Origin of the sequence: Neobacillus sp. CF12, from assembly GCF_030348765.1 — a bacterium.
Lineage (GTDB): Bacteria > Bacillota > Bacilli > Bacillales > Cytobacillaceae > Neobacillus.
In genome coordinates this window covers 4,713,315-4,738,512 of the sequence record NZ_JAUCEU010000007.1, presented here as the reverse complement: position 1 = coordinate 4,738,512, position 25,198 = coordinate 4,713,315, and the positions used below count along the sequence as shown (strand labels likewise).

Annotated in this window: 26 protein-coding genes; 4 read left to right on the top strand and 22 right to left on the bottom strand. The window is 40.5% G+C overall.

The window, feature by feature from the left end; all coding sequences use genetic code 11:
- Positions 1-18: 18 nt before the first annotated feature.
- The 14 genes from QUG14_RS22425 to hprK form a co-directional block, all read right to left on the bottom strand.
- Positions 19-1,512: a tetratricopeptide repeat protein gene (locus QUG14_RS22425; RefSeq protein WP_289342670.1), complete on the bottom strand. Its 1,494-nt coding sequence runs from the start codon at positions 1,510-1,512 to the stop codon at positions 19-21.
- Positions 1,513-1,674: 162 nt separating this feature from the next.
- Positions 1,675-2,292, bottom strand: coding sequence for a bifunctional phosphoribosyl-AMP cyclohydrolase/phosphoribosyl-ATP diphosphatase HisIE (gene hisIE / locus QUG14_RS22420; protein ID WP_289342668.1), 618 nt, complete (start codon positions 2,290-2,292; stop codon positions 1,675-1,677).
- A complete protein-coding gene (gene hisF, locus QUG14_RS22415) occupies positions 2,289-3,050 on the bottom strand; it encodes an imidazole glycerol phosphate synthase subunit HisF (RefSeq protein WP_289342667.1) in 762 nt (253 codons plus the stop codon). The genes hisIE and hisF overlap by 4 nt, the downstream gene beginning before the upstream one ends.
- Positions 3,047-3,769 carry a 1-(5-phosphoribosyl)-5-[(5-phosphoribosylamino)methylideneamino]imidazole-4-carboxamide isomerase gene (hisA, locus tag QUG14_RS22410; RefSeq protein WP_289342666.1) on the bottom strand — a complete coding sequence of 241 codons (723 nt, stop codon included), beginning with the start codon at positions 3,767-3,769 and terminating at the stop codon, positions 3,047-3,049. Before hisA ends, hisF begins: the two co-directional genes overlap by 4 nt.
- Complete coding sequence (gene hisH / locus QUG14_RS22405; RefSeq protein ID WP_289342665.1) at positions 3,766-4,392, bottom strand: imidazole glycerol phosphate synthase subunit HisH; 627 nt, start codon at positions 4,390-4,392, stop codon at positions 3,766-3,768. Before hisH ends, hisA begins: the two co-directional genes overlap by 4 nt.
- On the bottom strand, positions 4,393-4,980 hold the full coding sequence (gene hisB, locus QUG14_RS22400) for an imidazoleglycerol-phosphate dehydratase HisB (RefSeq protein ID WP_289342664.1): 588 nt from the start codon (positions 4,978-4,980) through the stop codon (positions 4,393-4,395). It lies immediately after the preceding gene.
- Positions 4,981-5,003: 23 nt separating this feature from the next.
- A complete protein-coding gene (hisD, locus tag QUG14_RS22395) occupies positions 5,004-6,275 on the bottom strand; it encodes a histidinol dehydrogenase (protein ID WP_289342663.1) in 1,272 nt (423 codons plus the stop codon).
- A gap of 1 nt (position 6,276) precedes the next feature.
- Positions 6,277-6,915, bottom strand: a complete 639-nt coding sequence (hisG, locus tag QUG14_RS22390; protein ID WP_289342661.1) for an ATP phosphoribosyltransferase — start codon at positions 6,913-6,915, stop codon at positions 6,277-6,279.
- A 2-nt stretch (positions 6,916-6,917) separates the two neighbouring features.
- Positions 6,918-8,081 carry an ATP phosphoribosyltransferase regulatory subunit gene (locus QUG14_RS22385; RefSeq protein ID WP_289342660.1) on the bottom strand — a complete coding sequence of 388 codons (1,164 nt, stop codon included), beginning with the start codon at positions 8,079-8,081 and terminating at the stop codon, positions 6,918-6,920.
- Positions 8,082-8,259: 178 nt separating this feature from the next.
- Positions 8,260-8,799 (bottom strand): acyltransferase, encoded by a 540-nt coding sequence (locus QUG14_RS22380; protein ID WP_289342659.1) that lies wholly within the window; start codon positions 8,797-8,799, stop codon positions 8,260-8,262.
- 2 nt (positions 8,800-8,801) lie between these two features.
- Positions 8,802-9,449: a pyrophosphatase PpaX gene (ppaX, locus tag QUG14_RS22375; protein ID WP_289342658.1), complete on the bottom strand. Its 648-nt coding sequence runs from the start codon at positions 9,447-9,449 to the stop codon at positions 8,802-8,804.
- The gene (locus tag QUG14_RS22370) at positions 9,439-10,392 is read right to left on the bottom strand and encodes a nucleoside recognition domain-containing protein (protein ID WP_289342657.1); all 954 of its coding nucleotides are present in this window, start codon (positions 10,390-10,392) and stop codon (positions 9,439-9,441) included. Before QUG14_RS22370 ends, ppaX begins: the two co-directional genes overlap by 11 nt.
- 18 nt (positions 10,393-10,410) lie before the next feature.
- Entirely contained in the window at positions 10,411-11,241 is an 831-nt protein-coding gene (gene lgt, locus QUG14_RS22365) for a prolipoprotein diacylglyceryl transferase (protein WP_289342656.1), read from the bottom strand.
- A gap of 21 nt (positions 11,242-11,262) precedes the next feature.
- Positions 11,263-12,195, bottom strand: a complete 933-nt coding sequence (gene hprK / locus QUG14_RS22360; protein WP_289342655.1) for an HPr(Ser) kinase/phosphatase — start codon at positions 12,193-12,195, stop codon at positions 11,263-11,265.
- A gap of 263 nt (positions 12,196-12,458) precedes the next feature.
- Between hprK and nagA the strand changes: the two genes are divergently transcribed.
- The 3 genes from nagA to QUG14_RS22345 are packed head-to-tail and all read left to right on the top strand — an operon-like array spanning position 12,459 to position 15,118.
- The gene (gene nagA / locus QUG14_RS22355; protein ID WP_289342654.1) at positions 12,459-13,643 is read left to right on the top strand and encodes an N-acetylglucosamine-6-phosphate deacetylase; all 1,185 of its coding nucleotides are present in this window, start codon (positions 12,459-12,461) and stop codon (positions 13,641-13,643) included.
- A gap of 1 nt (position 13,644) precedes the next feature.
- Positions 13,645-14,370 (top strand): glucosamine-6-phosphate deaminase, encoded by a 726-nt coding sequence (nagB, locus tag QUG14_RS22350; RefSeq protein ID WP_289342653.1) that lies wholly within the window; start codon positions 13,645-13,647, stop codon positions 14,368-14,370.
- Between the two features lie 25 nt (positions 14,371-14,395).
- Positions 14,396-15,118 (top strand): GntR family transcriptional regulator, encoded by a 723-nt coding sequence (locus tag QUG14_RS22345; RefSeq protein ID WP_289342652.1) that lies wholly within the window; start codon positions 14,396-14,398, stop codon positions 15,116-15,118.
- 30 nt (positions 15,119-15,148) lie between these two features.
- Here the strand turns inward: QUG14_RS22345 and QUG14_RS22340 are convergent, their stop codons facing one another.
- The 8 genes from QUG14_RS22340 to QUG14_RS22305 form a co-directional block, all read right to left on the bottom strand.
- Positions 15,149-15,508 carry a phage holin family protein gene (locus tag QUG14_RS22340; RefSeq protein WP_289342651.1) on the bottom strand — a complete coding sequence of 120 codons (360 nt, stop codon included), beginning with the start codon at positions 15,506-15,508 and terminating at the stop codon, positions 15,149-15,151.
- A 15-nt stretch (positions 15,509-15,523) separates the two neighbouring features.
- Positions 15,524-16,642 (bottom strand): DUF4097 family beta strand repeat-containing protein, encoded by a 1,119-nt coding sequence (locus QUG14_RS22335; protein ID WP_353961090.1) that lies wholly within the window; start codon positions 16,640-16,642, stop codon positions 15,524-15,526.
- A 32-nt stretch (positions 16,643-16,674) separates the two neighbouring features.
- Complete coding sequence (locus tag QUG14_RS22330) at positions 16,675-16,992, bottom strand: magnetosome magnetite crystal formation protein family (protein WP_289342650.1); 318 nt, start codon at positions 16,990-16,992, stop codon at positions 16,675-16,677.
- 86 nt (positions 16,993-17,078) lie between these two features.
- Complete coding sequence (gene uvrA / locus QUG14_RS22325; protein ID WP_289342649.1) at positions 17,079-19,955, bottom strand: excinuclease ABC subunit UvrA; 2,877 nt, start codon at positions 19,953-19,955, stop codon at positions 17,079-17,081.
- Between the two features lie 7 nt (positions 19,956-19,962).
- Positions 19,963-21,942, bottom strand: coding sequence for an excinuclease ABC subunit UvrB (gene uvrB, locus QUG14_RS22320; RefSeq protein ID WP_289342648.1), 1,980 nt, complete (start codon positions 21,940-21,942; stop codon positions 19,963-19,965).
- Between the two features lie 206 nt (positions 21,943-22,148).
- Entirely contained in the window at positions 22,149-22,382 is a 234-nt protein-coding gene (locus tag QUG14_RS22315; protein ID WP_289344210.1) for a DUF2198 family protein, read from the bottom strand.
- A 91-nt stretch (positions 22,383-22,473) separates the two neighbouring features.
- Positions 22,474-23,415, bottom strand: coding sequence for a cation diffusion facilitator family transporter (locus tag QUG14_RS22310; protein WP_289342647.1), 942 nt, complete (start codon positions 23,413-23,415; stop codon positions 22,474-22,476).
- Between the two features lie 67 nt (positions 23,416-23,482).
- Positions 23,483-23,851 carry an ArsR/SmtB family transcription factor gene (locus tag QUG14_RS22305; RefSeq protein ID WP_289342646.1) on the bottom strand — a complete coding sequence of 123 codons (369 nt, stop codon included), beginning with the start codon at positions 23,849-23,851 and terminating at the stop codon, positions 23,483-23,485.
- Between the two features lie 201 nt (positions 23,852-24,052).
- Between QUG14_RS22305 and QUG14_RS22300 the strand changes: the two genes are divergently transcribed.
- Positions 24,053-25,105 carry a hypothetical protein gene (locus tag QUG14_RS22300; protein WP_289342645.1) on the top strand — a complete coding sequence of 351 codons (1,053 nt, stop codon included), beginning with the start codon at positions 24,053-24,055 and terminating at the stop codon, positions 25,103-25,105.
- The last annotated feature ends 93 nt before the right edge of the window (positions 25,106-25,198 follow it).

The following is a 25,198-nucleotide window of genomic DNA, read 5'->3' as shown; positions in this document are numbered from 1 at the left end:
TATAGTCCAAAAATCTGCTCAATTTAAGTGTTTGGTCACTAACTTTACATATTTCCCAATGGTTGCTGGTGAGATATCATAGCGCTTGGCAATTTCTTGCTGTGATACCTTTTCATTGCTTGACTTGTACCAGACATATTCCATCGCTCCAGCCCAAGCACGTTTATTAGTTAAGTTAGTCTGTGTTTTAGAAATTTCTACATACACAGAAAACCACATTAAATATAATCCTGATTCAATCGTTCCGATTGGCTGATGTTTTTCATACAGAACCTCAGCAATTTCCTGAGCATCTTTTATCGATGACAGCGTTCCTGACTTTACTAATGAAACATAATTCTTTTCCAATGAGGTAAGCTTCTGATTTTGATAAAAACGCTTAGAAGTGAAAATTTCTTCTGTCTTTCCAGAAACGGAAGCCAAGAATATCGCAAATAAACGTTCTTCAATATAATCACTTTCTAGTTTTTGAAAAATAGAACCGGAGTGATCTTCAAATCCATTCGCAATTGGTTTTTCCACATTCCAAGGTTCATAGCCTTCTTTATCAGGGTTATGCTCAAGGACTACTTTCCAAATATTTCTTGCAAAGTTCTCGTGGTTTGTATTATAAGCTGAGTAGGAAAGCCAATAATAGAATGGACCGTCACCTTGAAAACCGTTCTTATATAGCTTTTTCAGCCAAAAGTATGCAGACTCATATTCACCAATTAATGCAAAGGTTGCTCCCAGCTTAAACTGATGGTCAATGAGCATCGGTTGAATTTTCCTTAAGGAATCTATTAATCGTGCAACAGCTTTCGTTTTTCCTTGGTAATAAGCAAAAACAAGGCGATTGCATAATGCATGTAGGTTTCCAGGATTTCGTTCTAATACATCATCCAGAATGGATTCAGCTTTTTTAGCTTTACCTAAATAAAAATATGCAAGCGCTAAGTTGTTATAAGCAGACCAATATTCTGGGTAGGCTTCCACAACATCCTTTAATAGTTCTATGGCTTTTGGAAAATATCCTGATTCCAGTAAATCACGTGCCTGTTCTTGTTTTATAATCAAGTCATCCTGTTCATAAAGTTCATCTTCTAACCCCTCCGCCTCGAACGAAAGAAGCTCAAGAAGATCTTCTGTATCTTCATTAAAATCACCATTTGGGTCCATTTCCAAATACATATTAGCATGATGATATGCATCTTTAAAGAAACCCATATGAGCATAATTATTTGCTAAAAAGTAATGACATTCAGCCATCTCTTCATCAAGATCTTCAAGGATTAAATGCAAGAGTCGATTAGAATTTTCAAACTCGCCAAGTTCAGTTGACACTATGGCAAGCTGACAGGTTATCATCGGTTCACCCGGCTCCAGCTGCATCGCCCGTTGAAGATATTTTTTAGCTTTTTTAAAATCACGGCGATGGTATGCCTTAATACCCTTCGTGAAATAATACTCCCCATTCGGGACAAATGACAGGATCTTTCCCTTTTGAATTCTTGCCTTCGCGTCTTTAACCATGGAGACCTCCATCTATACAATAAACTAACTTATGTAGTATACCACAACGGGAGCCCGTACGAGAAGGGATTGAATTGTTTGGGGCATATTGGAAGAATCTCCAAATATACAAAAAACGCTGCATAAACAGCGTTTTTTGTATATTTGGTGACAGGCACCGTATTATCGTTTATGTCTTTCTTCTAAGGTTTTCAATACCTCTGTAAATGGCAGGCCCTGTTCGACTAGTAGTACTTGCAGGTGGTAGAGGAGGTCGGCGGCTTCCCATTTTAGTTCTTCTGTGTCACGGTTTTTGGCGGCGATGATGACTTCGGAGGCTTCTTCTCCGACTTTTTTCAAGATTTTATCGACGCCTTTTTCAAATAGGTATGTTGTATACGCCCCTTCTGGACGCTCTTTTTCACGCTCAATGATTAACTGCTCTAATGTTTGCAAAATCTGATAATCCCCAAGGTTAGAGGTCGCCCTTTCAGTAACAACACCTTCTGAGAAACAGCTGACGGCTCCTGTATGACAGGCTGGCCCCTTCGGCTGAACGAGGACAAGGACTGCATCCTGATCACAGTCATATTTCACGCTCACAACAGACTGAGTGTTTCCGCTTGTGGCGCCTTTATGCCACAACTCCTGTCGAGAGCGGCTGAAAAACCATGTTTCCCCGGTTTCTAACGTTTTTGTCAGTGATTCCTGATTCATATAGGCTAATGTTAATACCTCTTTTGTTTCCGCATCCTGTACGATTGCAGGTACAAGCCCTTTCTCATCAAAGCGAATATTCATCGAACAGTCACTCCCTTCTCTTGCAAATATCCCTTCACTTCATGAACGGATGTTTCTTTATAATGAAAAATGGAAGCCGCAAGGGCTGCATCGGCTTTCCCATTTACAAATGCCTCTTCAAAATGACGAGCGTTCCCAGCACCGCCTGAAGCAATGACCGGAATACTTACAGCCTCACTAACTGCTTTTGTCAACTCAAGGTCAAAGCCATTTTTCTCTCCATCACTATCCATACTCGTTAGCAAAATTTCACCAGCACCTAATTGTGCTGCTTCTTTTGCCCATTCAATCACTTTCCGTTCCGTTGATGTCCGGCCGCCGTGTGTGTAAACACGCCATGTACCGATTTCTTCATCATACTTCGCATCGATCGCAACCACAATGCACTGTGTTCCAAAGTAGCCTGCTCCTTCAGAGATCAGTTCGGGATTCAAAACCGCTGCTGTATTTAAGGAAACCTTGTCAGCGCCAGCACGCAAGATTCGTTTCATATCCTCCAAAGAATTAATCCCGCCACCTACTGTAAATGGAATCGCCAGTTCAGAAGCAACTGCCTTTACCACCTCAACCATCGTTTTTCGTCCTTCAACGGAAGCTGAAATATCAAGGAAGACGAGTTCATCCGCTCCTTGCTCATCATAAAATCGAGCCAATTCAACCGGGTCTCCTGCATCTCGAAGTTGTACAAATTGAATTCCTTTAACCACTCTTCCTTCTTTAACATCAAGACAAGGGATGATTCGTTTTGTCAGCGTCATTTTCTCACCTCATCCAGTGCTTCCTTCAATGTGAAGCGGTTCTCATAAAGGGCTTTCCCGACGATTGCTCCTTTTACCCCTTCTGTATGTAGAGCGCGCAAATCTGCTAAACTGCTAACCCCCCCAGAGGCTATGACTGTTTTCCCTGTCACTTCAGCCATTTCGCAGACTGCAGCAATATTAGGACCAGATAAGGTTCCATCCGTAGCAATATCGGTAAAAATAAACGTCTCGGCACCAGCGTCTGCAAAGCGTTTACTCAGTTCTACTGCCTTAACTTCTGAAGTAGTAAGCCAGCCATGGGTAGCCACATAGCCATTTTTCGCATCAATCCCTACAACAATTTGCTTTCCATATTTCTGAATCATCTCTATAGCAAACTCAGGATTTGAAACAGCGATGCTTCCAATAATGACGCGGGTAATTCCTTTTTCTAAGTAATGAAGGATATCCTCTTCAGATCGAATCCCCCCGCCAATTTGCACTTTTACATTCAACTGTCTGGCTGTTTCAATCACAAAGGAGTCATTAACCCGATGGCCATCTTTTGCTCCGTCGAGGTCAACCATATGGATCCATTCTGCGCCATCTGAAGCAAACCGCTTTGCCATATCAAAAGGTGAATCACCATAAATCGTTTCTTTATCATAATCCCCTTGGAGAAGGCGTACGCAATTCCCGCCGCGCATATCAATCGCTGGATAAATGGTAAGTGTCATCGTACTGCCTTCCTTTCTTCAACTAGTTTCAAGAAATTATTCAGCAATGCCATTCCTAGCTTGCTGCTTTTTTCAGGATGAAATTGCATTCCAAATATATTATCTCGGCCAACAACTGCAGATACCTCTTCATGGTAATTGGCTTTTGCCAGCAGCACCTCAGAATTTTCTGCACTTACATAGTAAGAGTGAACGAAATAAACATAATCTTCTTCTAATCCCTCTAATAACGGAGAGGAATTTACAAATTCAAGCTTATTCCAGCCCATATGAGGAACTTTGTAGGTTTCACCAGTGCCTGTTGTTCCAGCGAAGCGGCGGACTTTACCAGGTAATAGCCCAAGCCCCTTTGTCAAGCCATTTTCATCACTATCTTCAAACAATAACTGCATACCTAGGCAAATGCCAAGAAGGGGTTTTCCGCTTGCGGCAAACTCCTTAATGGTATCAACCTGCAATACCTCCATCGCATCCCGGAATGATCCAACGCCAGGAAGAAGTAATGCATCAGCACGCAAAAGTTCCGCTTTGTCACTAGATATAAAGTAGTCTGCTTTCAACCGCTCAAGAGCCTTGCTGACGCTAAAGAGATTGCCCATACCATAATCGACAATTCCAATCATTTATAACATCCCTTTCGTTGATGGAACTCCTTTGATGCGAGGGTCTATCGTTGTCGCTTCGTCAAGTGCCCGGCCTAGTGCTTTAAAAACAGCTTCAATCATGTGGTGTGTATTATGACCATAATGAACAATCACGTGCAGGTTCATCCGTGCTTCAAGTGCAAGTTTCCATAAAAATTCATGAACAAGCTCTGTATCAAAAGTTCCCACCTTTGCACTAGGAAACTCCGCACGCATTTCAAGATGCGGCCGATTACTAAGATCAACCACAACCTGTGCTAAGGCTTCATCCATCGGTACAAAAGCATTCCCATAGCGTTTAATGCCTCTTTTATCGCCGAGGGCTTCGCGCAATGCCTGTCCGATACAAATCCCAATATCCTCAGTTGTATGGTGATCATCTACCTCAATATCCCCTTTTGCGTCTACCGAGAGGTTAAATTGTCCATGTTTCGTGAACAAATCGAGCATATGGCTAAGGAATGGAACTCCTGTTTCAAGTTCAGATTTTCCTTCGCCATCAATATCTAATGATAAGCTGATTTGGGTTTCGTTTGTTTTTCTTTCTATGCTTGCGTATCTTTCCATGAAAGTGCCCCCTAGCAAATAAATTATTGATTTTTAAGCCTTAACTCTACTGCCCTCGCATGAGCTTCAAGGCCTTCCATGCGGGCAAACTTTGCAATTTTCTCTCCATTATCTTTTAACGCTTTCTCGCTGTATATAATCACACTTGATTTTTTTTGAAAATCATCCACGTTTAACGGACTTGAAAATCTAGCTGTACCATTTGTTGGCAGTACATGGTTGGGGCCGGCAAAATAGTCACCAACAGGTTCTGAACTATAGCGGCCAATAAAAATTGCGCCAGCATGACGAATTTTCCCAAGCAGTTCCATACCATTTTCAGTTAAAATTTCAAGATGTTCAGGAGCTAGTTGATTCACACATTCAACCGCTTCCTCTATGGTTGAAGTCACATAGATTACACCAAAATCAGCAATTGACTTTGAAGCTATTTCCTGACGCGGTAATAGAGCAAGCTGTTTTTCTACTTCTACAGCCACCGCTTCTGCTAACCTCATAGAAGGAGTGATAAGGACACTGCATGCACGAGGGTCGTGTTCAGCCTGTGACAACAAATCAGCTGCAACTTCATCAGCCCGTGCCGAATCATCGGCTATTATCGCAATTTCACTAGGACCTGCAATCATGTCAATATCAACATCCCCGAAAACCTCTCGCTTCGCTAACGCTACAAAGATATTGCCTGGACCGGTAATTTTATCAACAGGTTCAATGGATTGTGTTCCATATGCCAATGCACCAATAGCCTGCGCTCCGCCAACTTTATAGATTTCTTCCACACCAGCGATTTTCGCTGCAACGAGCACAGCTGCTGGAAGTTTCCCTGCGCTGTCAGGAGGTGAAACCATCACAATTCTTTTTACACCTGCTACTTTTGCAGGAATGACATTCATCAGGACCGAAGAAGGATAGGCTGCTGTTCCGCCGGGGACATAGACACCGACTGAATCAAGCGGTGTTATTTTCTGACCTAGGATACTGCCATTTTCTTCTGTCGTCATCCAAGACGGACGCAATTGCTTTTCGTGAAAGCTTCTAATATTTTCAGCTGCCTCTTGAACAATTGAAATAAATTCGGATTCGACTTGACCATAAGCCTCATTGATTTCACTTTCAGTTACAAGAAAAGATCCTAATAGTACCCTGTCAAATTTTTCTGTGTAAGTCCGCAGTGCTTCGTCACCAGAGGAACGAATGTCTGAAATGATGTTTTTAACGACGGCTAACTGTTCCGTTGTACCAGATTCAATTGACCGTTTGATGGAAACAAATTCATTTACTTTAACTATTTTCATCCTATTTAACCTCCAAGGAGACAACACCACTTAATCTTTTCACTAATTGGTTAATTCGATCATCCTTAATCCGATAACTTACAGGATTGACGATGAGCCTTGAGGTGACATCTTTAATTCTTTCATATTCAACAAGACCATTTTCAACCAGCGTTCTTCCTGTTGATACGATGTCAACAATCCGATCGGCTAAGCCAATTAAAGGGGCAAGTTCGATTGAACCGTTTAATTTAATGATTTCGACCTGTTCACCCTGTTCTCGAAAATAGGCAGCGGCTACCTTAGGATATTTCGTTGCCACTTTAGGAGCAACATCATTCATCGCTCTCCCCGGTAAACCGGCTACAGCCAAATAGCAAGCACTAATTTGTAAATCAAGTAGTTCATACACATCGCGTTCTTCCTCTAGTAAAACATCTTTACCTGCTATTCCAACATCCGCCACCCCATGCTCGACATATGTAGCTACATCCATTGGTTTTGCCAGGATAAAACGTATATTCTCTGCCTCAACGTCAATAATTAATTTCCGCGAATCATCAAACTCTGGAGGCAGATTATAGCCTGCTTTCCGCAGTAAATCTAAGGCTTCTTCAAAAATCCTTCCTTTTGGCATCGCAATCGTTAATTTTGAATTCATGATTAGGCACCTCCAATTAAAAAGGTGGTATTGGAAAACTTCTTTGTAAAAGCATCAAGATTCTTCACACCATTAATATCCTGAAGAACGGTTTTCTTTCCATCTGACTTCATGGTTTCAGCCAATTGAAAGGCTTCTTTTCTTCTTTCCTGGCTGAAAAAAATACACTCTACTGAACTGTGGACCTCTTGCGGACCCATCGCTTCTAAAAGTCTATCGAGTCTTACCGCAAAACCAGTTGCACTTGCTTTTTTTCCAAACTTCTCAATTAATCCATAGCGTCCGCCATTTCCAATCGGAAAGCCGACATTTCCAGCATAGGCTTCAAAAAGGATTCCTGAGTAATAACTCATATGGCTGACAATCGTAAAATCAAATTTCACATAATCCTCGAGACCATAGTCGGTAATCACTTCCCACAATTCCTTCAGTTGGATAAGTGACTCTTTGCCATAGCCGTCTTCAATGATATCGAGCGCTTTACCAATCACGTCAGCACCGCCTCTTAACTCTAGAAGTTGCAGCAGTCTCTGTTTATCAATCGAAGATAGAGAATAAGATTGGACTTGTTCACGATAACCCACATAATTTTTTTCATATAAAAACCGCCTTAGTGCGGTGGCACGTCCGTTAGTGCCTAAGATTTGCATAAATAATTCTTGGGCAAAGCCGATATGACCTACAGAAACTTGGAATTGACTCAGTCCCGCTTTCTTTAGTGAAGATACGAGCAAGGCAATTGCTTCGCCGTCACTTGAAACGGTGTCATCATTAATAAACTCAACACCAATCTGCTCAAACTCTGCCGGTCTGCCGCCTTCACGCTGTTGTGCGCGGTATACATTTCCTGAATAGGCAAGGCGGAGTGGAAGGTCATTTTCTAAGAGACGTGATGCGGCTACCCTGGCAATCGGTGCGGTCATATCCGGTCTGAGTACGAGTGTGTGCCCATCTTTATCAAGTAATTTGAAAAGCTCCGGGTCCAGGATTGCCGAGGCTGTTCCAACGGTTTCATAGTATTCTAGTGTAGGTGTTTCAATAAATTGATATCCCCACTGTTTGATTGCGTCTTCCATTAAGGTACGTACACGGTGCTTTTTTTCATATAACTCAGGAAGTGTATCTCTCATGCCTAAAGGCTTTTCAAACATAAATAAACGGCTCATCCAAATCATCCTTTATTTTCAGAATCCTTTAGTTCGCTAATATGCTAATAAATTAAAGTTTACCTTTTTGAGAAAATTTCGTCAACAGAAAACTATAATCCCACGGGTATTGTGATTAATCCCGCAAACCAGTATGTATTATGTAAAAAAAAAGCCAGGTTCAAAAACCCAGCTTATGTTATTCGATATTTTTTTTCCCATAAATCGGGTCTTCGGCCCAACGTCTTTCCATTTCTTCCTTTGAATAGATGACCCGCATAGGATTGCCGCCGACAAATGCACCTGCAGGAACATCTTTATGAACGAGTGTTCCAGCGGAAACGATTGCTCCATCCCCAATACTTACCCCCGGAAGGATGGTTGAATTTGCCCCAATCATCACTTCACTGCCAATTTCAACAGGACCAAGCCGGTATTCTTTTATCAAATATTCATGAGCTAGAATCGTTGTATTATAGCCAATAACACTGTTGCGGCCAACACTGATTTTCTCCGGAAACATGACATCGAGCATCACCATTAAAGCAAAAGAGGTTTGCTCTCCAACCTTTAATCCTAAAAACGTCCGGTAAAGCCAATTTTTCATCCCAAGGAATGGAGTGTATCGGGCCAGTTGAATCACAATAAAGTTTTTGACAACCTTCCAAAAGGGAACTGTTTTATAAACATGCCACAAGGAATTTGCCCCTTCAACAGGGTAGCGAGTCGTATTTCTCATCGTTACCTCTCTCCGAGAATCGTCAATAGATCTGTCATGTTCTCCAACATGTAATCTGGTTCATATTTTGCTAGATAGTCTCTACCTTTTATGGTCCAGGCAACACCAGCTGTTTTTGTACCTGCATTTTTCCCGGCAAGAACATCGTGAAAATTATCCCCCACCATTAAGGTTTCCTCCGGCTTTGAATCTAACTTTTCAAGGGCTAAATAAATCGGTTCAGGATCTGGTTTCACTTTTTTTACATGATCGTAAGCAACCATGACATCAAAAAATGAGTCGAGTTTCATCAAGCGGAGTCCTTTAAAGGCAACATCTTCCCGTTTCGTGGTCACGATAGCCAGTTTATATCCCTTTTTCTTTAATGTCTCAATCGTTTCCATAACACCCACAAATTCTTTTACCAATGTATCGTGATTCGCTAGATTGTAGGTGCGATAGTCTAACACCATTTCCTCTACTCGGTCGGGATCCATTTCTCCAAAAACTTCATGAAGCGTGGGTCCTAAGAATGGCAGAACATCTTCGCGTGTATATTTACCCGGAAAGTATTTTTCAAGTGTGTGTAAGTATGTAGAAATGATTAATTCATTGGTATCAATTAATGTTCCATCTAAATCAAATAGTATCGTATTAATTTTACTTATCATAAGTTGGTTCTGCTCCCTTTCTTCTCAGGATGCCTGAGCGTTTCCAGATTAAGCCGACAACCAAGGTTAGGGCGATTGCTACACCAAGTCGAATTAAAAAGAGCGGCCAGACTGGTATTCCAAGCGGTATAAAAATAAGCGTATCTTCCACTACCGCATGACAGGACATTAGAAAAAGAAATGCGAGTGTTATATCCTTTTTACTAACACCATCTTCCTCTACTGCTTGGATGACAACCCCTGCACCATATGCAAGCCCAAATAACAAGCCCGCCGCCATGGTCGTAGATGTATTTTCATGCATCCCTAGACTTTTCGTGATCGGAGACATCCCTTGTGAAAACTTCTTAAGCCATTGCAAATCTTTTAAGATTTGAATAACAATCATCAATGGGATGACGATCAACGCTAATTGCAGGATCCCTAGACCTGCTTTTTCAATTGCTGCAAGGATAATAGCACCGATTCCCGAGACTTGTTCATCACTTTGTGCTTGAATCAGACCATATTGAGCCTTCTCACTGCCTCCTTGCCAAACAAGATTAATGACAATCGCAGAGGCAAACGCTAGGCCAAGCCTTGTAACCAATACAAGCCAAAGTTTCACTCCAACTTTCATAGCAACGCCTGATTCTACAATTAAATTATGAGAAAATGAGAGCATCACGGCTAAGATAAAAACTTCTTTTACGGAAAAATCCAGAGTTAATATCGCTCCAATTGCTGCATACAGATTAAGAAAATTTCCTATCACAAGTGGAATAGCCGCATCGCCTGACAAACCAAACAACCTCATCATTGGGGCGATTTTCTCAATCACCCATGGTAAAATCGGCGAATATTGAAGCAAGGCCACAATAAGTGTTACTGGAAAAATAATTTTCCCCAAGGTCCATGTTGTCTTTATCCCCACCTGAAAACCCTTTTTCAGCGAGTTAATCATTTCTCCAAAATCTCCTTTTTAGTGTGTAAATGCTTGATTGTTTTTGTCTAAGTATCTATCTTTTGCTAAATTCTTCTTTCTGCGATAAATAAGGATTAACACAGCGCCAATTATTAAAGCGATGGAGATCGATTGTGCCATCCGAAGACCGCCTAGCATTAAACTGTCTGTTCTTAAGCCTTCTATGAAGAAACGACCGATAGAATACCAAATAACATAAGACAGGAAAAGCTCCCCGCGGCGAAGGTTCACACGACGCAGTAAAATTAAGAGAATAAATCCAAGGATATTCCAAATCGATTCATATAAAAAGGTTGGGTGATAATAGGCCCCATTAATATACATTTGATTAATAATGAATTCAGGAAGTTGTAGGTTTTCTAAGAAAGTTCTCGTAACCTCACCGCCGTGGGCTTCCTGATTCATAAAATTTCCCCAACGGCCGATAGCTTGACCTAGGATAATACTTGGCGCGGCAATATCCGCAATTTTCCAGAAAGATATCCCGCGTTTTTTAGCAAAAACATATGCAGTCAGTACTGAACCAATTAAGGCTCCATGGATAGCAATTCCGCCATTCCAAATCTGAATAATTTGTCCTGGGTGCTGTGAATAATAGCCCCACTCAAAGATAACGTAATATAACCTTGCCGAAAGAATCGCAATCGGGATTGCCCAAAGCATTAAGTCTGCAAATGTATCCTTTGGAAGTCCCCTCTTATCTCCTTCTCTAATGGCAAGAAAAAGCGCCAAAGCTAAACCGGAACCAATAATAAGACCATACCAGTGGACAGAAATAGGTCCTAAGGAAAATGCAATTGGGTCAAGCGGCTGTATAGTTGAATTCATAGAATTTCTCCTTTTAGATAATTATTCCTCATGGTCTCCGTCTTCAATGACATCAGATAAACGCTCTGTAAATTGCTGCGCAGCATTGACACCCATTCTCTTTAGACGATAGTTCATCGCTGCTACTTCAATGATAACAGCTAGGTTTCGACCTGGACGGACCGGTACCGTGATTTTTGTAATCTCTGTATCAATAATTTTCATTTTTTCATCATCTAAACCTAGACGGTCGTATTGCTTGGCGGCATCCCAAATTTCTAGGTTTATAACCAAAGTAATCCTTTTATTGCTGCGAACGGCCCCTGCCCCAAAAAGAGTCATGACATTAATAATACCTAGTCCGCGAATTTCAAGTAAATGCTCAATTAAATCTGGAGAGGCCCCAATAAGTGTGTCTTGGTCTTCCTGGCGAATCTCAACACAATCATCTGCCACAAGTCTATGGCCGCGTTTTACTAACTCCAATGCTGTTTCACTTTTACCAACACCGCTTTTTCCGGTAATTAACACACCTATCCCATAGATATCGACTAAAACTCCATGGACAGCAGTGGTTGGTGCAAGTTTACTCTCTAAATAGTTTGTTAACCTACTGGAAAAGCGAGTTGTTTTCATGTTTGCTCGCAACACTGGAACGGATTCACGCTCAGAGGCTTCAATGAGTTCCACCGGGACCTCTAAGTCTCTTGTCACAATGATGGCAGGTGTAATGTCTGTGCATAACCGCTCCATTCTTGACACCCGTTCATTAACGGGTAATTCCGCAAAGAAAGACAATTCTGTTTTCCCTAATAGCTGAATTCTTTCTGCAGGATAATACTCGAAATAGCCTGCAATTTCAATTCCCGGTCTTGAAATATCACTTGTTGTAATCGGGCGATTTATTCCTTCTTCACCGCTAATTAACTCCAGATTGAATCTCTCATAAATATCCTTTGTGCGTACCTTTGGCAAAAGTTTTCCTCCTTATCAGAAGCGGCAGTAACCTATTTCGCTGCTGCTAGACAGTTCTCTTAAAATTCATTTTAATTTCTTCTTATTTTAGCACTATTTAATTTTTTTTCATAACCATATTGAAGTTAATCTGTTTTTTCATACATTCTTAAATTAATGGAAAAATAAATACGGATACGGATAATTAACTGGTATAGACAACTATTCCACTTGGAGTTATACTAAACACATGAGAGGTAATTATTTTGAAATGGAGATGAGTAATGTTGAGCCTACTTTTACTGGTTCATGGCAAGGCTGTTTTAGAAAATGAAGTTTCAGAATCAGTCTATATTTATAGTGAGAATGGAAAAATCCAAGAGATTGGTCCTATTCCCGCACTTCCTTCCCATTTAAAAAATGTTGAAAAAATAGAGATTCCTAAGTGTCATACTGCTGTTCCAGGCTTCATAGACGTCCACATTCATGGTGTTGCTGGTGCGGACACAATGGATGCAACTATCGAGGCGTTGGAAACAATGGCTATAGCACTTCCAGCTGAAGGAACGACGAGTTTTTTAGCTACAACCATCACCCAAAAACACGAAAATATTGAAAACGCCCTAAAAAATGCAGCACTTTATCTTAAAAGCTATAATGACTCCGGTAAGGCCGACATTCTCGGGGTTCATTTAGAAGGACCCTTTATCAATGCCAAGCGTGCTGGAGCACAGCCGATGGAATACATTATTAATCCTAATATTGAATTATTTAAAAAATGGCAAGAACTTGCTGAGGGCAGCATTAAATTGGTAACAGTTGCTCCAGAACTTGAAAATGGGACTAACTTTGTTTCCTATTTACATGAAAATGATGTCATTGCGTCGATAGGTCACTCTGACGCGATTTACGAAGAGATGGAAAAAGCCGTTCAGGCAGGAGCAAAACAGGTGACACATTTGTTTAATGGAATGAGAGGAATCCATCACCGCGAACCTGGGGTTGCTGGTTCTGCGCTTATTTTTAAAGAATTAATGGTTGAATTAATTGCTGATGGTATCCATGTTCGTCCTGAGGTAATGAAGATGGTCATTAACGCAAAAGGTACAGAGGGCATGATTTTGATAACAGATGCAATGAGGGCAAAATGCCTTAAAAATGGTGTCTATGATCTTGGCGGGCAAGATGTATCCGTCGCAGATGGAAAGGCACTTCTGGCAGACGGAACACTTGCAGGGAGTATTTTAAAAATGAACGATAGCTTAAAAAACATCCAAGAAGCTGCAGATATTTCACTAACAGAAGCTGTTCAAATGGCAAGTGTGAATCCTGCAAAGCAATTAAAAGTTTATGATCGTAAAGGGAGCCTTTCAGTAGGAAAAGACGCTGACATAACAATCTTTTCGGATGAATATCAAGTTGAAATGACATTCTGCCGTGGGAAAATCGCATTCAAGAAGGGGGATTAACATGAAACTAATTCGTACAGAAAATTATGCAGAGATGAGCTTAGAAGCTGGGAAGATCATTTTAGATAAAATTAACAATAATCCAAGCCTAACACTAGGATTGGCAACAGGGAGCACCCCAAAAGGTGTTTATGATTATTTAATCCAGGACCATAAATCGAACGGGACCAGCTATAAACAGGTGAAGTCTGTCAATTTAGATGAATATATCGGACTTCCTTCTAAGGACCCAAATAGCTATCACTATTTCATGCGTCAAAATTTATTTAACCATTTGGATATTAATGAAATGCATACCCATATTCCAAATGGTGCTGTAAGCGATTTAGAGGATGAATGCATTCGTTATGAAAAGCTAATAAAAGAGCTTGGCGGGATTGACCTTCAAATTCTCGGAATAGGGCAAAATGGTCATATCGGATTTAATGAACCAGGAACTTCTTTTAGCAGCCGGACACATGTTGTCACTCTAGCCCAAAATACTCGAGAAGCTAATTCAAGGTTTTTCAACACGATTGATGAAGTCCCTACACATGCACTTACAATGGGTATTGCTTCTATACTTGAAAGCAAAGAGATACTCCTATTAGTGTCGGGGGAAAGAAAAGCAGAAGCACTATTAAAGTTCATGAATGGTGAAATAAGCGAAGATTTCCCGGCATCCGCTTTAAACTATCATCAGAATGTAACGGTTATCGCTGATAGGGACGCATTAAAATATATCTAGTACTTTTCTCGAGGAGTGTCAGTAGATGATTAATAAAAATTCACCGGTTCCTATCTATCATCAACTTGAAGAGTACATTAAACAACAAATAGAGACTGGTATCTTAAAAGAAGAAGCGGTCATTCCCTCGGAACGGGAGTATGCTGAAAGGTTTCAGATTAGCCGAATGACGGTTAGACAAGCAATCAATAATTTAGTCTCCGAAGGCTATTTGAAAAGACAAAAAGGAAGAGGTACTTTTGTCAATAGGAAAAAGGTTGAACAGGAGCTTCAGGGTATGACGAGTTTTACAGAAGACATGCTTTCTAGGGGGATGAATCCTAGCAGTACTCTTCTATCTTTTCAAATTATCCCTGCTGACAAAAATACAGCTAGCGACCTTAAAATAGAAGAAAATGATAGTATTTATAAAATAAAGCGAATTCGATTAGCGGATGGTGCTCCAATGGCACTTGAAACGGCTTACATTCCAGTTCAAATTGTCCCAGGATTAACGGAGGAAAACAGTAATCTTTCCCTTTACCAATACATTGAGGAGCATCTTTCTCTTTCAATTAGTGAAGCCAATCAAGAGATTGAAGCGTCAGTTGCTGATAGTTATGATGCTGAAAACTTGGGAATCAATCTTGGGGACCCTACCCTTTTGATTGAGCGGATTTCATATTTAACAGATGGAATACCTTTTGAATTAGTAAAATCAACTTTCCGCGCGGACCGATATCGCTTTGTTCATACGATGAAACGGTAAAGAAGCAATTGGCTGAGCCAATTGCTTCACTTACTTTTCCTTAGAGGATTTAAGGATCGTTTTATCGAGAACCAGCGTGACAATTGACATGATGACCGAAGCTAATAATGCCATTCCAAATCCTGCAATTTCAAACGCATCGCCCATCAAATAGTCGGTGATTTCGAGTGTCATCGCATTAATAACAAACAGGAAAAAACCCAATGTTAAAATTGTAACGGGTAAAGTTAATATGACTAGAATCGGGCGTACGATGACATTTATGATTGAGAGCCAGAAACTTGCAGCTAGTGCCGCGGCAAAGCCTTCCAATACGAAACTCTCAGAAAAATAACCCGCTATCGCCATAAACAAAACCGCATTTATTAAAATCCCAACCAACCATTTCATTTATCAAATCTCCTATTATTTGTTCGCCTCATCCGATTTGTGAAGTGTAATAGATCCCGTTTTTGTATCGACAAAGATTTTTAACATCCGGTCAGGATGATTGACCGATTGAAAGCGAAGCATTTTTTGAATCATTTCACTTTTTTCTTCAAGGACCTGAATTCCATCGAGTTTAATGTTAAAACCGCCAAGATTTGTCTTTAACTCGCCACTTGCCGCCACTCCATCAGGAATATATAAATCAATTCCACCAGTAGTTGCTTTTGCCGCAATTAATTCACAGCGATTTCCAGTTAGGTTATAGGTCGTATTCCCATTTAACGTTTGCGTTTCAACCTTTCTAAAGTCACCATCAAGTTTAATTGCACCATTTATGGTTTCAACCTCTAGATCATCTATCGTGCTCGTTTGAAGAGTAATATGGCCATTTGCCGTTTCGACTTCCGCTTTTTTCCCATTTAAACGGGTTAATTCAATTTTTCCATTGGCTGTTTTCATACGCAAGTCACTTATGGTTAATTCCTCACTTGATATTGGACCATTAAACATTCTAACACGAACGCGTTCGTATTCTGCTTGAGGAACATAGACAACTGCATCAACCTTCATCCATTTTTGCTGCGTCATGAACCGCAATTTTTGACCATCAATCGCAAACAAGACATCCTTCAAAAAGTTTTCCCTGGCTTGTTCAGAATTTTCAACTCGGAACACTTTTGCTTGACACTCAATCCGAACATCGTTTTGATCCCAAGGAACAAGCTTCAGTGAGCCATTGGCAAGATCAATATCCATATCACGTAAGTACACATCACCTTGATGAAAGATGTGTGAGATTTCTACGGACTTACCGAAATTCATATCAAAATCAAGGTCCTTAATTTTTTTCAAAGCAGTATCAACAAAATCAAAAATTTTATCCTTTGTTGAATGAACTTTGCTATGCTCCGAATCTTCCTTTTTTGCTTCTTCAAATTTAAAAGCGGTTGAGATTTCATGGGCAATTTGTTCCTGCTTTTGTTCCATTGTTTGCCCTGCTTTTTCAAGTTCTTCAAGCAAAGTTAATGCCTCTTCCACGTTAAGCTTTCCTTCTTCAACCATTTTTAATATTCTTTTACGTTCTTCCTTCATCATTTATCCACTCCAATAAACGTATTCATTAAATCCTATTCGGTCATTAAAGCTTTTACGCCTTTTATCACATTCCAGATAGTTACAATAAGACTAACTAAGACCAAAATACCTGCTGTAACAAGTGTAAAAACAGGAATAGCTTCATTGTTAATGGCGTTAATATCATTAAATAGAGCAAAAATAAGCAGCGGTACAGGAATAAGCGGGATTAAATGCGATAAGAATGCTTTTTTCGCATGACTCTTCGTTACCTCATCTCCAGAGGCAAACATCACAACAAGTGGAAAAAGAATTCCTGCAAAGAAAATACTAAAGTAACATAATCCTGAAAGAACCTTTCGAGTATCCATTCGTAATCACTCCCCTTATTGGATATTTACGTATGGTAAATATGAAAGTTTCAATATATCTATAAAAAAAGCTAAAACGCAAGGTTTTAGCTTTTTGAAATGGTTTCTTTTTCGAGGATTTGCTCTTTCATACGTAACCGGTCTCGCTCTATGACTGGTTTTAAGTACCTGCCCGTATAGGATCCTGGCACTTCAACTACCTTTTCAGGTGTTCCGGTCGCCACAATCGTTCCGCCCTTGTCCCCACCCTCTGGACCAAGGTCAATGATGTAATCTGTTGCTTTGATTACATCTAAATTGTGCTCAATAACTAGTACTGTATCACCATTTTCAACGAGCCTCTGAAGGACGACTAATAATCTAGAAATATCGTCGACATGAAGTCCTGTTGTCGGTTCATCTAAAATGTAGAACGATTTGCCGTTTGACCGTTTATGAAGTTCAGAGGCAAGCTTCACACGCTGCGCTTCTCCTCCAGAGAGGGTGGTCGCCGGCTGGCCAAGTGTAATATACCCTAGACCGACATCATAAATCGTTTGCAGTTTTCGGCTGATCTTTGGAACATTTTCAAAAAATTGTACCGCTGTTTCGACAGTCATATCAAGAATTTCAGATATGCTCTTCCCTTTATACTTTACTTCAAGTGTTTCTCGGTTATAGCGTTTTCCATGACAAACCTCACAGGGAACATAAACATCAGGTAGGAAATGCATCTCAATTTTGATAATTCCATCGCCACGGCAGGCTTCACAACGTCCGCCCTTGACATTAAAGCTAAAACGCCCTTTTTTATAGCCTCGGACTTTCGCTTCGTTCGTTGTAGAAAACAGATCACGGATATCATCAAATACTCCTGTATACGTTGCCGGATTAGAACGAGGTGTTCGGCCAATAGGAGATTGGTCAATGTCGATTACCTTATCTAAATTTTCAATCCCCAAGATATCCTTATGTTCACCTGGCTTTGTTTTGGCGCGGTTAAGCTTCTGCGATAGTGTTTTAAGGAGGATTTCATTGATCAATGTACTTTTCCCTGATCCAGATACACCCGTTACCGCAATAAACATACCCAGCGGAATTTTTACATTTACATTTCGTAAATTGTTTTCGGCAGCACCTTTAATTTCGATATACCTTCCGTCTGGCTTACGACGTTCGATAGGTAGTGGGATAAACCTTTTACCTGATAAATACTGGCCAGTCAAAGAATTTGGATCCGCCATTACTTCAGCAGGTGTTCCTGCTGCAATCACTTGTCCGCCGTGAATTCCTGCGCCAGGGCCGATATCAATTAGATAATCAGCAGCTATCATCGTATCTTCGTCATGTTCAACCACAATCAACGTGTTTCCAATATCACGCATATTTTGAAGTGTTCCAATTAGGCGGTCGTTATCACGTTGATGAAGCCCAATTGATGGTTCGTCTAAAATATAGAGAACCCCTGTTAATTTAGAACCAATTTGAGTAGCCAAACGGATTCGCTGCGCTTCTCCTCCAGAAAGAGTACCAGCAGCTCGTCCTAAGCTCAAGTAATCGAGTCCAACATTCATAAGGAATCCAAGTCGCTCACGAATCTCTTGAAAAATTAGCTTGCCGATTTGCATTTCTTTTTCCGTTAATTTTAATTCATTAAAGAATTGATAGGATTCTTCAATCGATAGCTCTGTTAGTTGAGAGATGTGGCGTCCTGAAATGAGCACAGCCAACGTTTCTTTCTTTAAACGATGACCTTTACAAACATGACATGGCTGCTCGCCCATGTATTTCTCCATTTGTTCTCGAATCCAATCAGAGCTGGTTTCTTTATAGCGGCGTTCTACATTACGTATGACCCCTTCAAACTCAATATGGCCCTCACGAATCTGTCCAAAATCATTTTCATAACGGAAATAAATCTTATCACTTTTGGAGCCATAAAGAACTTTTTCTAGTAAATGGGGAGGAATGTCCTTGTAAGGCATGTCCATATCTACCCCATAGTGATTGCAAACCGCTTCTAGCAGCTGCGGATAATATTGCGAACTTGTCGGCTCCCATGGAGCAATGGCGTGCTGTTTTAATGATAATTCCTTATTTGGTATGACAAGATCCACATCTACCTCAAGCTTGGAACCTAACCCATCACACTCCGTACATGCACCAAAGGGGCTATTGAAGGAAAACATCCGCGGTTCTAATTCACCGATTGAAAAACCACAATGTGGACAGGCATGGTTTTCACTGAAAAGAAGTTCCTCTTCCCCTATTACATCGACAATAACCTTGCCTTCGCCAAGACGCAAGGCAGTTTCAAGAGAATCTGCAATTCTTGCAGAAATTCCATCCTTCACGACAATACGGTCGATAACAACTTCAATTGAATGCTTTTTGTTTTTGTCTAGTACAATCTCTTCACCAAGGTCATGCATTTCGCCGTTTACACGGATACGAACGAATCCCTGTTTCTTTATATCTTCGAGTACCTTAACATGCATCCCTTTTCGACCGGAAATGACTGGAGCAAGGATTTGCATTTTGGTTCGTTCGGGGTATTCCAAAATTCGGTCTACCATCTGTTCGATCGTTTGCGAAGAGATTTCTATATTGTGAATTGGACAGGTAGGTCTGCCAACACGAGCGAAAAGTAATCGCAAATAATCATAAATTTCTGTCACCGTCCCCACCGTTGAACGCGGATTTCGGCTTGTTGTTTTTTGATCGATAGAAATCGCTGGGGATAATCCTTCAATGGAATCAACATCAGGCTTATCCATCTGCCCTAAAAATTGCCGTGCGTATGCAGACAGCGATTCCACATAGCGGCGCTGCCCTTCTGCATAAATCGTATCAAAAGCAAGGGAGGACTTTCCTGAACCAGAAAGTCCCGTTATCACAACAAGCTTATCTCTCGGAATGGTGACATCTATATTTTTTAAATTATGGGCTCTGGCGCCTTTTACAACCAATTTATCCATCGCCATGGTTTCGTCATCCTTCCGCTTTTAACTCTAATAATAAATCACGAAGCTCAGCAGCACGTTCAAAATTAAGTGCTTTTGCTTCTGCCTTCATTTCTTTTTCCATCGTGGCAATCAGCTTTTCTCTTTCCTTCTTCGACATCTTACCGAAAGAGGCTGATGGTTTATATTCTTCCTGTTCCTCGGCAGCATGGGTGGCACGAATAGCCTCACGAATTCCCTTTTGAATCGTCATTGGCGTAATACCATGCTTTTTATTATATTCTTCTTGGACTTTGCGGCGTTCCCTCGTTACATTGATCGCAATTTCCATCGAATTTGTTATTTTGTCCGCATACAAGATAACATGGCCATTTGCATTACGTGCTGCTCGGCCAATGGTTTGGATTAATGAACGTTCCGAACGGAGGAAGCCCTCTTTATCCGCATCGAGAATCGTAATCAGCGATACCTCCGGAATATCCAGTCCTTCTCTGAGCAGGTTAATCCCAACAAGCACGTCATACTTGCCAAGCCTCAGCTCGCGAATAATTTCAATTCGTTCCAGTGTCTTGACTTCTGAATGCAAATATTGGACTTTAATACCTATTTCTTTTAAATAGTCTGTTAAGTCCTCTGACATTTTCTTTGTCAATGTCGTAATAAGCACCCGTTCATTCTTCTTGATTCGCTCCTGAATTTCACCAATAATATCGTCAATCTGCCCCTCAATCGGACGCACTTCAATTGTTGGATCAAGTAATCCAGTCGGCCGAATAATTTGTTGAACCATTTCTGGCGTATGCTCTAGCTCATACGGCCCAGGCGTCGCTGAAACAAAGACAGCATTGTGAATATGCTTTTCAAATTCATCAAAGGTCAACGGGCGGTTATCAAGCGCTGATGGCAGACGGAAGCCGTGGTCAACAAGCACTTGCTTCCTTGCTCGATCACCATTGAACATCCCTCTTACTTGCGGCAGAGTAACATGCGACTCATCAATAACCATTAAAAAATCTTCTGGAAAGTAATCAATCAGCGTGTAGGGTGTTGAACCAGCAGGTCTAAGCGTTAAGTGTCTAGAGTAGTTCTCAATGCCAGAGCAAAAGCCCATTTCCCGCATCATTTCAAGATCATAACGTGTTCGCTGCTCAAGTCGTTGTGCTTCTAATAATTTATTATCTTCCCGCAGTTCTGCAAGACGTTCTTCAAGTTCTTTTTCGATGTTTTCGATGGCTTTATTGAGCTTTTCTTCTCCGGTAACAAAGTGAGATGCTGGGAAAATTGCAACATGATCCCGCTCTCCGAGAATTTCACCAGTTAAGGCATCAACTTCACGGATTCGGTCGATTTCATCACCAAAAAATTCCACTCGGATGCAATGTTCATCACGGGAAACCGGGAATATCTCAACAACATCGCCTCGAACACGGAAAGTACCACGTTTAAAATCAATATCGTTTCGTTCATATTGAATGTCAACTAACCGATGCAGCAACTGATTGCGCTCTATTTCCATCTCTTTTCTAAGGGAAAGCACCATGTTTCGATATTCCTCCGGCGAACCGAGACCGTAAATACACGAAACACTGGCAATGACAATGACATCTTGGCGTTCAAATAATGCCGATGTCGCCGAGTGGCGGAGCTTATCAATTTCATCGTTAACGCTTGAATCTTTTTCAATAAATGTATCTGTTGAAGGAACATAAGCTTCAGGCTGAAAGTAATCGTAGTAACTAACAAAATACTCAACAGCATTGTTTGGAAAAAACTCCTTAAACTCACTGTAGAGCTGCCCTGCTAAGGTTTTATTGTGAGCGATGACGAGTGTTGGTTTATTTACCTCTTTGATTACATTGGAAACTGTAAACGTCTTACCTGTCCCCGTGGCACCAAGCAGCGTCTGATAGCGCTTGTTCTCATTAATCCCCTGAACTAACTGTCGAATTGCTTTCGGCTGATCGCCCTGCGGTGAATATTTCGAAACTAATTCAAATTGATCCTTCACAAACTTCCCTCCCGATATATATATCACTTTCTAGCATAGAAACGTGCTTGTGGCCGGGATGGTGCTAGAAAATGTATCCCTGAATTTCTAATAGTATCATTCTAACACAATTCCTCAAAAACAAACCACTAATATGCGAACGAACATTCGATAATAACAAAAAAGCCCGCCATTTTAATGACAGACTTCCCATCTACGGTGAGTACTTAGGTTTTTTTGAAAACTCTTTGCTTCATTTTTTCAGCTAGCCAAAAGCCGACAGTAAGCGAAAAGGCATCTACAACGATTAGTGGTAAAGTGTTTGTATACCCTTTAAAAGCAGAAGCAGCAATGAGTCCGACGGTCAAAGCAAGACCGATTAGTCGATTATATGTGACCCTGGTAAATAACAATACGAGCAATCCTGGCAAAATAAGCGCAGACAAATATCTAAAAACCATTTCCAAAATGGGTCCACCTCATTCATTCATTTCTGTTTATATATTAGAAATTAATTCACAAAATTGCAACAAAAATATATTTACTTTTTCGTTAGTTACAATTCCCATGCGGGCTAGGGCAGCCAATTTCGGCCTTCTCGACTTGTATCGTGCTATGCTCAATATGAAATTCATCATGAAGAACTTTTTGCGAAGCAGCAAGTATTTCATCGTGGACCGCTTCATCTAAAATGGTTATATGACAACTCAATACCGGATATCCAGAGGTAATGGTCCAAATGTGTAAATCATGGACTTCCTTCACCAAAGGAATTTTACTTAGTGCTTCTTTAACCTGGTGGATGTCAATTTGAGTTGGAGCACCTTCCATGAGAATATGGAAGGAATCTCTTGTGACCCGAAAACCACTAATAATAATTAACACAGCGACAATGACACTGGCAATTGGGTCTGCAATCGTCCAGCCAAAGAACATAATCAATAAAGCAGCGACAATCGCTCCGACAGAACCAAGCATATCACCTAATACGTGTAAAAAAGCACTTCGGACATTGAGATTATCATCTTTGTCACCGCTCATTAGGATCCATGCTGCGATGATGTTTACTACCAATCCGGTTACAGAAATCATCAGCATTCCACTACTTTGAACCTCAGGAGGAGCGAAGAACCGTTGAAATGCTTCATAAAATATATATAAAGAAATGATAATGAGTGTAATTCCATTCAAGGCCGCAGCTATAATTTCAAACCGCTTGTAACCATATGTTTTTTCCTGTGATACTTGTTTTTCCCCAAGCTTAATGGCAAAAAAGCTTAATCCAAGCGCAGCGGCGTCACTTAGCATGTGCCCAGCGTCAGACAATAGTGCTAAACTGTTTGTCAAAATTCCTCCAATTACTTCAACCACCATAAATGCAGCAATCAAAATAAATGAGCTTAATAGGGCTTTTTTGTTACTTGTATGTGAATGTCCCTTTCCATGTCCATGTGAATGTCCATGAGAGTGTCCATGGTGATGATGATGTCCCATAAATATTCCTCTCCCAACTAGAGTTGTCTCTTAGTTTTTTCATATCTCTTTATTGCAATTCATCCTTTCAATTACGGCTAGCCACCTCTTCCTGATGCTCGAAAGCGATGTGAATGAGTTGCTTTACGTGATCGTCATCCAGGGAATAATAGACTAGTTTTCCATCTTTACGATATTTTGCGAGTCCAAGATTATTTAAATGGCGCAAATGATGGGAAGCAGTTGCTGTTGTAGCACCAACAATATTGGCAACATCGCAAACACACAGCTCTTCTTCAAGGGTGAGGGCATAGGCAATTTTCATTCGCGTTTCATCCGATAAAGCTTTAAAAATCTTTGTAACCTCAGAGATCTTTCTTTTTTCAATTAAGGGCTGCAACCTGGTAGTTTTGTGGCTATCAACACATGTAACTTCGCAAATATCTCGATCCTTCATTCCATCACCTCATACATTCAAATCTTTATTTGATTATATGATATTCAAACCGAAATTTGAATGTTAAACATTTTTATTATTAAATTTTTTTTCAATCAGTCTTCCACTTAGGAAGTAATTGTCATTTTACGGTACAATATTACTAAGTTAATAAAGTTACAAACATGGAATTATCCCCCCTTCAATAAGGAGGAACTCACTATGTCTATTGTCCAAAACAGAAAATTGATTTGGTTTTTCGGTCTTCTAACCTTGATAATTGGATCAAATTTCCTTCTCTATCGCTTGGAGATGATGCAGCCTCTACCACATACTATTGCACTTGCAACACTGCTTGATTTTTTGATTATCATTCCGCTTGTTACATATTTCTTCTTCATCAGAAAGCGCTACTCTTTGAAGTATCTAGTACTTGTTGGGTTTGCAGGTTATGGTGCTGCATTACTGATTATTCCTCAAGGCTACCTAGGTTCTTACTCCTACGTTCGATACATCTTACTTGCTGGTGAGGGTGCCTTTTTTCTATTAGAACTTTACATTGTGTTTAAATTAGTTACGAAATTACCAGCCATTTTCAAGTACTACAAACAGAAACAAAGTGATATTCCTGCCTTTCCCCACAGAATGGAGCAAGCATTAACACATTATTTGAAACACAATCGTTTTATAGAGATTGTTTCCTCAGAGATGAGCATGTTTTATTACAGCTTTTTTTCTTGGAGGAAAAAGCAAATCTTCCACGATAACGTATTTACCTTTCATAAAAAAACGAGTGCAGTTGCTTTAAATTTAATGCTTATTCACGCACTGGTTTTGGAATCGGTTGGTTTACACTTTTTTCTCCACAATTGGAGCCCGACCATTGCATTCATTGCTCTCATTCTAAATGGCTATACTGTAGTGCTCTTTTTAGCAGATATCCAAGCTATCCGTTTAGTTCCATTCATAATTACGGATCAATCTTTATACTTACAGGTAGGAATAATGAAAAGGCTGACCGTACCTCTAAAGGAAATTAAGAGTGTTCGCTATTATCAAGGCCCAGAAAAAGTATCTAAAGAAGTTTCAAAGCAGGTTTTTGATGCTGTCCTATCTGACTTTGTAAAAGAAAAGCCTGCGATTGAAATAGAATTCTATTCCCCACAAGAGGTAAAAAAGATGTATGGGTTAAAGCAAAAAGTACTATTTGTTCACCTAAGTCCCGATGAACCACAAAAATTTATTGAAACGCTAAATGGAAAGGCTGTGTTATAGCTTATTGTTGATTTGACACTCTATTGATTTACGCGGAGGGCACGATGACTCCTGCGGAAGGACGAGACAGGGGAGACCCCACAGGCTCAAAGC